General features: G+C 57.1%; 10 protein-coding genes. 4 read left to right on the top strand and 6 right to left on the bottom strand.

Annotated elements, in window-relative coordinates:
• Positions 1–93 precede the first annotated feature (93 nt).
• The 5 genes from hslU to priA form a co-directional block, all read right to left on the bottom strand.
• On the bottom strand, positions 94–1428 hold the full coding sequence (gene hslU, locus JEM67_RS26720) for an HslU--HslV peptidase ATPase subunit (protein ID WP_004953188.1): 1335 nt from the start codon (positions 1426–1428) through the stop codon (positions 94–96).
• A gap of 12 nt (positions 1429–1440) precedes the next feature.
• Complete coding sequence (gene hslV / locus JEM67_RS26715) at positions 1441–1971, bottom strand: ATP-dependent protease subunit HslV (RefSeq protein WP_004953184.1); 531 nt, start codon at positions 1969–1971, stop codon at positions 1441–1443.
• A 102-nt stretch (positions 1972–2073) separates the two neighbouring features.
• Positions 2074–3051 (bottom strand): cell division protein FtsN, encoded by a 978-nt coding sequence (gene ftsN / locus JEM67_RS26710; RefSeq protein WP_199637610.1) that lies wholly within the window; start codon positions 3049–3051, stop codon positions 2074–2076.
• A gap of 65 nt (positions 3052–3116) precedes the next feature.
• A complete protein-coding gene (gene cytR, locus JEM67_RS26705) occupies positions 3117–4145 on the bottom strand; it encodes a DNA-binding transcriptional regulator CytR (protein ID WP_013814994.1) in 1029 nt (342 codons plus the stop codon).
• A gap of 289 nt (positions 4146–4434) precedes the next feature.
• Positions 4435–6630, bottom strand: a complete 2196-nt coding sequence (priA, locus tag JEM67_RS26700) for a primosomal protein N' (protein ID WP_199637612.1) — start codon at positions 6628–6630, stop codon at positions 4435–4437.
• A 201-nt stretch (positions 6631–6831) separates the two neighbouring features.
• Between priA and rpmE the strand changes: the two genes are divergently transcribed.
• Entirely contained in the window at positions 6832–7047 is a 216-nt protein-coding gene (gene rpmE / locus JEM67_RS26695; protein WP_004953176.1) for a 50S ribosomal protein L31, read from the top strand.
• A gap of 78 nt (positions 7048–7125) precedes the next feature.
• On the opposite strand, the gene metJ is transcribed toward rpmE, so the two are convergent.
• Positions 7126–7443 carry a met regulon transcriptional regulator MetJ gene (metJ, locus tag JEM67_RS26690; protein WP_006317756.1) on the bottom strand — a complete coding sequence of 106 codons (318 nt, stop codon included), beginning with the start codon at positions 7441–7443 and terminating at the stop codon, positions 7126–7128.
• A gap of 317 nt (positions 7444–7760) precedes the next feature.
• Between metJ and metB the strand changes: the two genes are divergently transcribed.
• From metB to metF, 3 genes are all read left to right on the top strand, one after another.
• A complete protein-coding gene (gene metB / locus JEM67_RS26685; protein ID WP_004953172.1) occupies positions 7761–8921 on the top strand; it encodes a cystathionine gamma-synthase in 1161 nt (386 codons plus the stop codon).
• 2 nt (positions 8922–8923) lie between these two features.
• Positions 8924–11359 (top strand): bifunctional aspartate kinase/homoserine dehydrogenase II, encoded by a 2436-nt coding sequence (locus JEM67_RS26680; RefSeq protein WP_199637614.1) that lies wholly within the window; start codon positions 8924–8926, stop codon positions 11357–11359.
• A gap of 234 nt (positions 11360–11593) precedes the next feature.
• Positions 11594–12487, top strand: coding sequence for a methylenetetrahydrofolate reductase (metF, locus tag JEM67_RS26675; protein WP_013814991.1), 894 nt, complete (start codon positions 11594–11596; stop codon positions 12485–12487).
• Positions 12488–12578: the final 91 nt, after the last annotated feature.

The following is a 12578-nucleotide window of genomic DNA, read 5'->3' as shown; positions in this document are numbered from 1 at the left end:
TTTTCGCTTCAGAGTAAGTGGCTGTGGCCGTTAGAAATAATTGTGGGAGGCAATGCCTCCCACACAGATGACCGACAGGACATGATTGAGCGATTATAGGATAAAACGACTCAAATCTTCATCCGCTACCAGTTCATCCAGATGATTACGCACGTAATCCGCATCAATTGTAATGGATTGACCGTTAATTTCACTCGCATCGTAGGAAATATCTTCCATCAGACGCTCAAGCACGGTGTGCAGACGGCGCGCACCGATGTTTTCGGTGCTTTCGTTAACCTGCCACGCGGCTTCGGCGATACGACGGATACCTTCGGCGGTGAACTCGATATTGACGCCTTCGGTGCCCATCAACGCTTTGTACTGCTCGGTCAGCGAGGCGCTTGGCTCGGTCAGGATACGCTCGAAATCTTCGGTGGTCAGCGCCTGTAATTCAACGCGGATCGGCAGGCGACCCTGCAGTTCCGGGATCAAATCTGACGGGCTGGCGGTCTGGAATGCGCCGGAGGCGATAAACAGAATGTGATCGGTTTTCACCATGCCGTGCTTGGTGGAAACGGTACAGCCTTCCACCAGCGGCAGCAGATCGCGCTGCACGCCTTCGCGTGACACGTCCGGGCCGGAGCTTTGGCCACCGCGCTTACAGATTTTGTCGATCTCGTCGATAAACACGATACCGTGTTGCTCAACCGCTTCGATCGCCTGCTCTTTCAGTTCTTCCGGGTTCACCAGCTTGGCGGCTTCTTCTTCGATCAACAGCTTGAAGGCTTCTTTGATCTTCAGCTTGCGCGGTTTGTGCTTCTGGCCGCCCAGGTTCTGGAACATCGACTGCAGCTGATTGGTCATCTCTTCCATGCCCGGAGGCGCCATGATTTCCACGCCCATTGGCGCAGAAGCCAGATCGATCTCAATCTCTTTGTCGTCCAACTGGCCTTCACGCAGTTTCTTGCGGAATGCCTGACGCGCTGCAGACGGCTCTTGATGCTCTTCCGGCTGGCCCCAGTTGTTTTTGGCCGGTGGGATCAGTACGTCGAGAATACGCTCTTCCGCCATCTCTTCGGCGCGGGTGCGGTTTTTCTCGATCGACTGCAGACGCACCATTTTGATCGCGGCGTCGGTCAGATCGCGGATGATGGAATCCACTTCTTTACCGACATAGCCTACTTCGGTGAATTTGGTGGCTTCTACCTTGATGAAGGGGGCATTAGCCAGCTTCGCCAGACGACGGGCGATTTCAGTTTTACCGACGCCGGTCGGGCCGATCATCAGAATATTTTTTGGCGTGACTTCATGACGCAGCATCTCGTCGAGCTGCATGCGGCGCCAGCGGTTACGCAGGGCGATGGCAACGGCACGTTTGGCCTTGTTCTGGCCGATAATGTAGCTGTCCAGCTCGCTGACGATCTCGCGCGGGGTCATTTCAGACATAGTATTCGATCCTTACGCTTTGGAAGGCAATTCTTCGATGGTGTGGAAATGGTTGGTGTAAATACAGATGTCACCGGCGATGTTGAGAGACTTATCAACGATTTCGCGGGCGCTCAGCTCGGTATTTTCCAACATCGCGCGAGCGGCAGCCTGGGCGTATGGGCCGCCGGAACCGATCGCAATCAAATCATTTTCAGGCTGGATCACGTCGCCGTTACCGGTGATGATCAGCGAAGAGTGTTCATCCGCCACGGCCAGCAGCGCTTCAAGCTTTCGCAGCATGCGGTCGGTACGCCAGTCTTTAGCCAACTCAACGGCCGCTTTAACCAAATGGCCCTGGTGCATTTCCAGCTTGCGCTCGAACAGCTCAAACAGCGTGAAGGCATCCGCAGTGCCACCGGCGAAACCGGCAATCACTTTGTCGTTATACAGGCGACGCACTTTCTTGACGTTACCCTTCATTACCGTATTGCCCAAGGTGGCCTGGCCATCGCCACCGATCACTACCTGGCCGTTGCGGCGTACGCTTACAATTGTTGTCACGAGCAGACCCTCGTTGAAGACGGAAAGAAGCCCTCGCAGCGTCTGCTTGCGCAGACACTACGAGGCATATTGAGAGTATAGATGGGGGGGGATTGACGCTTTTCAACCCCCAACGGAGAGGGGAATGCAACTTGACATGCCGGCGCCCTTCAGACGCGATAGGGTTTTGTCCGCTGTTGCGCGGCTGCTGTAGGGGCCGAGCACCACGCGATTCCAACCGCCGCCGGCGGTGATGCGGCTTTCGATACCTTCAAACGCCAGGCGCGCACGGACGGATTCCGCCTGATCGGTGGCACGGAACGAACCGCATTGCACCATCCACTTCTGTTTCTGCTCAGGCTTAGTTTCCTGCTTGTTCTGCTCAGGCTTGGTTTCCTGCTTGGCCGTTTCCTGTTTCACTTCCGGCTTGGTTTCCGGTTTTACCTCAGGTTTTGGCTGCGCTTTAGGCTCAGGTTGCTTAACCGGCTGCGGCTTGGGTTTGGGTTGAGCCTGCTGGTGCTGTTGCTGTTGCACCGGCGCCGTGGTTGCACCGTTGTTAAACGGATTACGCGGCTGGGTGACCTGTGGTTGCTGCGTCTGTTGCTGAACTTGCTGCTGTATTTGTTGTTGCTGCACCTGCTGCTGACGGCTGTTGCCGCGCGCCGCAGCTTGAGAAGGGTCGTTATACGGCACTTCATTCAACTGCGTTGGGCGCTGTTGCATATCCGCCTGCATTTGTTCCAGCAGTTGGCGTTGTTCAGTGGTCAACTGAGTCTTGGAGTTGACTTCGCCGCCGGCCGTTGGCTCGGTCGGGGTCTGCACGCCAATCTGGCGGTTCTCCAGCTCTTTGATATAGCGCCAGCGCTCTTCCGGCTTCGGCGGCAGGCCATTGCCAGGGCGGTTGCTGTGCGCAGGCAACAACGGTACATCGTCCGGTTTATTGTGCGTAATGAAATAGAGGCCACCGATAAAGATCACCAGAAGTGCTACGGCTAACGCCAGCACGGTTTTGGATACTTTCGGAGAACTGCTCTTTTTACGGCTGGGGGTTTTGCGCCGCGCTCCTGTGCGCCCACGGCCTACATAGTCTTTTTGTGCCACTATTATTCCGCTGTGTCCTGATGAGGAGATAAGTCCTGCATGTTACTGAACCCTAAAATATTTGACTAGCGTTTAGGGGCAGCAGTGCTGCCTCTGATAATTAACTCACTGTCCAATAGCCGGGAGCCACTTGGTACTGCCTGTCCGTGCAGTTGTTCCAACAACAGCAGCATCGCTTGCCGGCCGATCTCATAGCGCGGTTGAGCCACCGTGGTTAACGGCGGATCGCAATACTGCGTCAGCTTGATGTCGTCAAAGCCAACGATGGAAAGGTCCTGCGGTACTCGCAGCCCCATTTTTTTCGCCTGTGACAGCACGCCGATCGCCATGACGTCACTGTGGCAGAAGATCGCCGTCGGGGGTTTTGGTTGCGCCATCAGCGCTGTCAGCGCCTGCGCACCGGCTTCGTACGTGAAATCACCCCGGGTAATATAGCTGCTTTCGACGTTAATGCCATTACGACGTAGCGCCTGAATGTAGCCTTGCAGCCGATAATGGCTGAGCGGCATCTGTTCCGGTCCGGCGACACAGGCGATTTGCTTGTGTCCGAGCTGGTGCAAATAATGTACAGCCTCGAAGGCGGCGGTCAGGTTATCGATGTGTACCGTCGGCAGTTCAAGCTCTGGGGCAAACTCGTTGGCCATCACCATCGGCGGCAGATTACGCTGCTCTTCCTTGCTGGCGTCGAAGGGCAGGTTGGAGCCGAGCAGCAGCATGCCATCGATTTGCTTGGTGATAATCAGATTGACGAAGGTTCGTTCCTGCTGGTTCTGCTGAGCGCAGTCGCCAATCAGCACCAGATAGCCTTGCTGCGCCGCGGTCTGCTCGATCCCCTGGATCACGTCGGCGAAGAACGGATCGCAAATGTCGGGGACGATCACCAGAATGGTACGGGATTCATTACGCTTGATATTGCGCGAGAGGGCATGAGGAGAGTAGCCCACGGCCAAGACGGCCTGCTCCACTTTCTGACGCGTCGGCGTTGACACCTTCTCCGGGTTCATCAGCGCGCGCGAAACGGTTGCCGTTGAAACGCCCGCCATCTCGGCAACGTCTTTCATGGTTGCCATGGGTAATTCTTTCTTGTGTTCCAACGCCTTTCTCCTTGCGTTAGCCCCATGCCAACGCGACTACTGCAGTTTGCTCACAAATTCTGGCGTACGGTGGTGTTGTTATCATTTAGCGCCATCCGCATTCGAACATTCTGTCACGGTGCTACTTTAGGTGCCAAAATTGCCTTGGCAGACATTCTAAACAGAATATGTCCCGCCTTTGTTACCTAATTTGCATAAAAAGTGTGACCCGGGAAGGTTTTTTAGCGTTCGCTCGCAATTTCAAGGGTAAACGTTTGCCTTGCCTGAACTGAATCAGACTTTTCCGGGTTCAGCTATCTATCGGATCGACGTCCAGCGTCCATTTCACCTTACGTGCCTGTGGCAGTGTGCCGATCAACGGCAACGAGCTTTTCATCAACTGTTGCAGCACGCGTCGCGAAGGGTGCTGCAACAGCAGTTGCCAACGGAAGCGGCCGCCGCGTTTTGACTGCAATGCCGGGACGGGCCCCATGACCCACAACGCGTCGTCTTTCAGCGGGCTGGCCTCCAGCAGATTGCGCAGCTGCTGCAGGAACAGCGGCGCCTGTTGGTTATCGTGATCTTCCGAACGCACGATGATATGGCTGGTGTAGGGTGGCAGGAAGACGCTGTTGCGTTCCGCCAGCGTCTGTTTGGAAAAGGCCTCGTAGCCCTGCTGCAACAGAATTTGCAGCAGCGGGTGTTCCGGGTGGTGAGTCTGCAAAAGGACTTCACCCTGTTTGCCGGCGCGGCCTGCACGGCCGGAGACCTGGGTATACAGTTGAGCAAAGCGTTCAGCGGAACGGAAATCAGCCGAAAACAGCGCGCCGTCGACGTCCAGCAGGGCGACCAGCGTCACGTCCGGGAAATGGTGACCTTTTGCCAACATTTGGGTGCCGATCAATATGCGTGAGCCACCACGGTGAATATCCGCCAGATGTTGCTCAAGCGAGCCCTTGCGGCTGGTGGTGTCTCGGTCAATACGGGTAATCGGCGTTTCCGGGAACAGCGGTGCCAGTTCGTTTTCCAATTGCTCGGTACCGACGCCGACAGAGACCAGGTGCGTTGAACCGCATTGCGGACACTGGTGCGGTACCGGGCGCTGGCTGTCGCAGTGGTGGCAGCGCAGTTGGCGCTGGTTCTGATGGAAGGTGTAGTAATGATCGCAGCGTTGGCATTCGGCGATCCAGCCGCATTCGTGGCACAACAACGCGGGCGCATAGCCGCGGCGGTTAAGGAATAACATCACCTGATTACCGGCTTTCAGATGGTGCTGCATGCTTTTCAGCAGCGGCTGCGACAAACCCACCTTCAGCGGCAGGCCTTTCAGGTCGATAAGGTGCTGCGCCGCCGGTTTGGCGTTGCCCGCGCGCTGGGTGAGCTTGAGCTGACGGTATTTACCCAGTTGCACGTTGTGCAGCGTTTCCAGCGCCGGCGTGGCGGAACCCATGACCATCGGGATGTTCTCTTCCCGGGCGCGGAACACCGCCAGATCGCGTGCGTGGTAGCGCCAGCCTTCCTGCTGTTTATAGGAGCTGTCGTGCTCTTCGTCGATAATGATCACGCCCAGGCGTGAGAACGGGGTAAACAGCGCCGAGCGGGTACCGATGACGATCGCCGCCTCGCCGCTGCGGGCGCGCAGCCATACCGCCAGCCGTTCGCTGTCGTTGAGGCTGGAGTGCAGTACGTCTACCGGCGCATTGAAGCGTTCGCGAAAGCGGGCGATGGTTTGCGGCGTCAGTCCGATTTCCGGCACCAGCACCAGCGCCTGTTTGCCCATGGCCAGAATGTTTTCCAGCACGCTGAGATAGACCTCTGTCTTGCCGGAGCCGGTGACCCCGGCCAGCAGCCAGGCGGCAAACTGATCGTCTTCGCTGCGGATCGCACCCACGGCGGTGGCCTGTTCGGTATTCAGCCGCAGCCGTTCGCCGAGCACTGTAAAACCCGGTCGCCAGTCCTGCGTCGCCAATGCCTGAGCCCGTAAGTCGATCAGCCCTTTGGCGCGCAATGCCTGCAGGGCGCTCTCGGTCAGTTCAAGTTCGCTGACCTGGTGGCGATACACCGGGCGCTGCAGCAGCGCAGCCAGCGCCTGCTGTTGTTTGGGGGCGCGTTTCAGGCTTTCCGGCGGCGTGGCGCGGCCCTGTTCAGTGGCGAACCATTGCCACAGCGGCGCAGCTTCCGCCGGTTTTCCCTGTCTTAGCAGGATCGGCAGCGCATGGAACAACACTTCGCCGATCGGGTAATGATAATAGTCGCTGGCCCAGCGAAGAATGCGCCACAGGCTGGGGGAGAACAGGGAGGCGTTGTCGATGATACTGTCGATGGGCTTAAGCTTATCCAGCGGCAGTTCGCTGGTGTCGCTGCTGCCGGTGACGATGCCGATCGCCCGTTGCTTACCCCAGGGTACACAAACGCGCGCGCCGGCGACCGGCTGCAGGCCTTGCGGCAGCAGATAGTCGAAGGTGCGGGCGAGGGGAACCGGTAAAGCAACGTGTACAACGGGCATGTGGCGGCCATCCAGATGGAAAAAGTGTCGGGTAGTTTACACTGCGGGCCGCAAAATGTACGGATCCAATTGCGCGCCACATTGAATTTCTGTATAGTTTGCCGCCTTTGGTATAATCCGATACCAAAATATATTATCAACCACGTGTGGTGTCTGGCGAAACAGGGCTGGATAGCGACACGGCCTTAACTGAGGTTTCCCATGAAACAAGGTATCCACCCAAAATACGAAGAAGTTACTGCTAACTGCTCTTGCGGTAACGTGATCAAAATCCGCTCTACCGTGGGTCACGATCTGAACCTGGACGTTTGTGGTCAATGCCACCCGTTCTACACTGGCAAGCAGCGTGACGTTGCTACCGGTGGCCGCGTTGACCGCTTCAACAAGCGTTTCAGCGTACCAGGCGCTAAGAAATAATATTTCTTACCGTCAGATGAAAAAGGCGCCTTCGGCGCCTTTTTTCGTTTCTGCCGCCTGCTTTCGCAGGCCGACGAGTCAGTATTCCCAGGTATCGGGATCCACACCCAATTCACGCATCAGCACTTTTGCGGCTTCCGGGATTTCATCGCTGCGTTCTTTGCGCAGGTCTTCATCGTTCGGCAGCGGCTGGCCGGTAAAAGCATGCAGGAATGCTTCGCACAGCAATTCGCTGTTGGTGGCGTGGCGCAGGTTATTGACCTGGCGACGTGTCCGTTCATCGGTGAGGATTTTCAGGACCTTCAGCGGAATGGATACCGTGATTTTTTTTACTTGCTCGCTTTTTTTACCGTGTTCAGCGTAAGGGCTGACATACTCGCCGTTCCACTCAGCCATGGGACACCTTAAATTTGTCAGAAAAATTACAAAATTCTAAAAACCGGCCAATTATGCCCGATCTTCACTGTTCTCACTAAATAAATGTCAATTTTACGCGACCAGGGTCACTGTATGCTCACGATCAATAGGTGTCGCCTATGCATTTCGCGTTAACATCGTATCGTCATCTCAAACCGGCATAATTTTAGCGGGTATTACTGCTTTGCTCAATCTATACGCAAAGAAGTTTAGATGTCCAGATGTATTGACGTCCATCTCCGCTGCGATTAATCTTTAGCCCTCATTCATCCGAATCCTGAGAGCCGAGCGACCCTATGACGCGTAAACCAGCCACGATTGCCGTACGTAGCGGCCTGAACGATGACGAACAGTACGGCTGCGTTGTCCCGCCGATCCATCTTTCCAGCACCTATAATTTCACCGACTTCAACCAGCCTCGCGCTCATGACTACTCACGCCGCGGCAATCCGACGCGCGATGTGGTGCAACGTGCGCTGGCGGAGCTGGAAGGCGGCGCCGGTGCGGTAATGACCAGTAGCGGAATGTCGGCGATCCATCTGGTGACCACCGTATTCCTGAAACCCGGCGATCTACTGGTGGCGCCGCACGATTGCTACGGTGGCAGCTACCGTCTTTTCGACAGCCTGAGCAAGCGAGGCGCTTACCGCGTGCTGTTTGTCGATCAGAGTAATGAAGAGGCGTTGGCGCAGGCGTTGGCGCAAAAGCCAAAACTGGTGCTGATTGAAAGCCCAAGCAACCCGCTGCTGCGCGTGGTGGACATTGCGGCAATTTGCGAGGCGGCGCATGCGGCAGGCGCGCTGACGGTAGTGGATAACACCTTCCTCAGCCCGGCGCTGCAGCAACCGATTGGACTGGGTGCCGATCTGGTGGTTCACTCCTGCACCAAATACCTCAACGGCCATTCCGATGTGGTAGCCGGCGCGGTGATCGCCAAAGATAAAGATCTGGCGGTGGAGCTGGCTTGGTGGGCCAATAATATCGGCGTTACCGGCGGCGCGTTCGACAGCTATTTGCTGTTGCGCGGCATGCGCACCCTGTCGCCACGCATCAAGGCGGCGCAACAAAACGCCGAAGCGATTGTCAGTTATTTACAGCAGCAACCGCTGGTGAAAAAGCTGTATCATCCTTCTCTGCCACAGAACCCAGGGCACGAGATTGCGCGCCGCCAGCAACGCGGCTTTGGCGCGATGCTCAGTTTTGAACTGGATGGTGATGAGGCGCTTCTTCGCCGTTTCCTCTCTGCCCTTGAGCTGTTTACTCTGGCAGAATCCCTGGGGGGCGTAGAAAGCCTGATTTCGCATGCAGCGACCATGACCCATGCCGGTATGGCAGCGGAAGCACGTGCGGCGGCCGGTATCTCCGAGAGCCTGCTGCGTATTTCCGTGGGTATTGAAGACAGTGAAGATTTGATTGCCGATCTGGAACGTGCTTTCCAGGCGGCGGCAACGAGGTAAGCATGAATGCAATTGCGGTAGCAGGGCCGGTGAGCGGGCGTCAACTGCACAAGTTTGGCGGCAGCAGCCTGGCGGACGTGAAGTGTTATCTGCGTGTGGCCGGGATCATGGCCGAATACAGCCAGCCGGGCGATATGATGGTGGTGTCGGCTGCCGGCAGCACCACCAACCAACTGATTAGCTGGCTGAAGCTCAGCCAGAGCGATCGCCTTTCTGCGCATCAGGTTCAGCAGACGCTGCGCCGTTATCACAGCGAATTGATCGGCGGTTTATTGCCGCCGGAAACCGCCGAACCGCTGATCGCCGAATTTATTCAGGATCTGGAACGTCTGGCGGTCTTGCTGGATGACAAGATTGACGACGTGACTTATGCCGAGGTCGTGGGACACGGCGAAATCTGGTCGGCGCGGCTGATGGCTGCGGTGCTGAACAAGTTGGATATGCAGGCGGCCTGGCTGGATGCGCGCGATTTCCTGCGTACGGAACGCTCTGCTCAGCCGCAGGTTGATGAAGGCCGTTCTTACCCGCTGCTGCAACAATTGCTGGCTCAGCACCCAGGCAAACGCCTGGTGGTGACCGGTTTTATTTCACGCAACGACGCCGGTGAAACCGTGCTGTTGGGGCGTAACGGCAGTGACTATTCCGCGACCCAGGTCGGCGCTTTGGCCGGCGTGGAGCGCGTGACTATCTGGAGCGACGTGGCCGGGGTGTACAGCGCCGACCCACGTAAAGTGAAAGATGCCTGCCTGCTGCCGCTGCTGCGGTTGGATGAAGCCAGCGAACTGGCGCGTCTGGCGGCACCGGTGCTGCATACCCGCACCTTGCAGCCGGTTTCCGGCAGCGATATCGATCTTCAGCTGCGATGCAGTTACCAGCCGGAACAGGGTTCAACGCGCATCGAGCGCGTGCTGGCTTCCGGTACGGGCGCGAAGATTGTCACCAGCCATGATGACGTGTGCCTGATTGAGCTGCGCGTCGGCAGCCAGCATGATTTCAAGCTGGCGCAGAAAGAGCTGGATCTGGTGCTGAAGCGCGCACAGATCAAACCGTTGGCCGTCGGCATTCATCCGGACCGCAACCTGGTTCAGCTGTGCTACACCTCGGAAGTGGTGAACAGCGTGCTGCGTACCTTGCAGGATGCCGGGTTGCCGGGGGAACTGAAACTGCGCGAAGGGTTGGCGCTGGTGGCGTTGGTGGGGGCGGGGGTTTGCAAAAACCCGCTGCACAGCCATCGTTTCTACCAACAGTTGAAAGACCAGCCAGTTGAGTTTATCTGGCAGGCAGAAGACGGCATCAGCCTGGTGGCGGTGCTGCGTCAGGGGCCGACTGCCTTGCTGATTCAGGGCTTGCACCAGTCATTGTTCCGTGCTGAAAAACGCATCGGTCTGGTGCTGTTCGGCAAAGGCAACATTGGCGCACGCTGGCTGGAACTGTTTGCCCGCGAGCAGAAAAATATTTCCGCCCGCAGCGGTTTTGAATTCACACTGGCCGGGGTGGTGGACAGCCGCCGCAGCCTGCTGGATTACGAGGGGCTGGACGCCAGCCGCGCGCTGGCATTCTTCGAGGACGAAGCGCAGGAGTTGGACGAAGAGTCTCTGTTCCTGTGGATGCGTGCGCACCCGTTCGACGATCTGGTGGTGCTTGACGTTACCGCCAGTGAAAATCTGGCAGAGCAGTATCTGGACTTTGCCAGCTACGGTTTCCACGTGATTAGCGCCAACAAGCTGGCGGGCGCGTCGTGCAGCGATAACTATCGCCAAATCCGCGATGCTTTCGCCAAAACTGGCCGCCACTGGTTGTATAACGCCACCGTCGGTGCCGGTCTGCCCGTCAACCATACGGTGCGTGATTTGCGCGACAGCGGCGACAGCATTCTGGCGATCAGCGGTATCTTCTCCGGTACCCTTTCCTGGTTGTTCCTGCAGTTCGACGGCACGGTGCCGTTCACCGAGCTGGTGGATCAGGCCTGGCAGCAGGGGCTGACAGAACCGGATCCGCGCGTCGATCTCTCCGGTCAGGACGTAATGCGCAAGCTGGTTATTCTGGCGCGCGAAGCGGGCTATGACATCGAGCCGAATCAGGTGCGGGTAGAGTCGCTGGTGCCTGCCGGTGCCGAGCAGGGCTCTGTCGATCAGTTCTTCGAGAACGGCGATGCGCTGAACCAACAGATGCTGCAGCGTTTTGAGGCTGCCAGCGAAATGGGGCTGGTGCTGCGGCACGTGGCGCGCTTCGATGCCAACGGCAAGGCGCGTGTCGGAGTAGAGGCGGTGCGGCCTGAGCACCCACTGGCGGCGCTGTTGCCATGCGACAACGTGTTTGCTATCGAAAGCCGCTGGTACCGCGATAACCCCTTGGTGATCCGCGGGCCGGGCGCCGGGCGCGACGTCACGGCCGGGGCGATCCAGTCAGACCTTAACCGTTTGGCGCAACTGCTTTAATTTTCTTGCGGGCGCGGGTTCACCGCGCCCCTCGTTTTTCCTGCCATAATTCATCTTGTTTCGAACATGAAATTCTTTCTCTTTGCGGGTGAGGATTAATCATCTTATTCCCCCCAGTTTCCTGTTGACTCTTTAGCCAACATACGGCATTTTCTATTTAGACGTCTAAACGTATAGACGCTTATTAAAATAAAGCAAAATGCAAAACAGCGATCGATAAGAGGCGGACAGGGTATGAGTTTTTTTCACGCAAACCAGCGGGAAGCGCTGAATCAGAGTCTGGCGGAATTAAGCGGCCAGATTAACGTGTCGTTTGAGTTTTTCCCGCCGCGCACCAGCGAGATGGAAGATACCCTGTGGCAGTCCATTGATCGTCTGAGCAGCCTGAAACCTAAATTTGTCTCTGTGACCTATGGTGCAAACTCGGGCGAGCGTGATCGTACCCACAGTATCATCAAAGGGATTAAGGACCGCACCGGTCTGGATGCGGCTCCACACCTGACCTGCATCGACGCCAGCCCGGCGCAGTTGCGTGAAATCGCCACCGATTATTGGAACAACGGCATTCGTCATATCGTGGCGCTGCGCGGCGATCTTCCACCGGGTGGCGGCAAGCCGGATATGTATGCGACCGATTTGGTTCGGTTGTTGAAAGAGGTCGGTGATTTCGATATCTCCGTTGCCGCCTACCCTGAAGTGCATCCGGAGGCGAAAAGTCCGCAGGCGGATCTGATTAACCTGAAGCGTAAAATCGATGCCGGCGCCAACCGCGCGATCACCCAGTTTTTCTTCGACGTGGAGAGCTATCTGCGTTTCCGCGACCGTTGCGTCGCCACCGGTATTGACGTGGAAATCGTGCCGGGCATTCTGCCGGTATCCAACTTCAAGCAGCTGCAACGTTTCGCTACCATGACCAACGTGCGTGTACCGAGCTGGATGACCAGCATGTTTGAAGGGCTGGACGACGACGCCGAAACCCGCAAAATGGTCGGCGCCAATATCGCGATGGATATGGTGAAGATCCTCAGCCGCGAAGGGGTGAAAGATTTCCACTTCTATACGCTGAACCGCGCCGAGATGAGCTATGCCATCTGCCACACGCTGGGTGTGCGCCCGGCCGCTGCATAATCCATTCGCTATCGGGAGGGGCGCTGCGTAAAAACAGCGCCCTTTTTGTTGGGCGCAATTTCTTCCAATACCCCTCTTCAGCGGCATGATG

This window comes from Serratia sp. PAMC26656 (assembly GCF_016469055.2).
Lineage (GTDB): Bacteria > Pseudomonadota > Gammaproteobacteria > Enterobacterales > Enterobacteriaceae > Serratia > Serratia plymuthica.
This window is presented reverse-complemented; position numbering and strand designations above follow the sequence as displayed.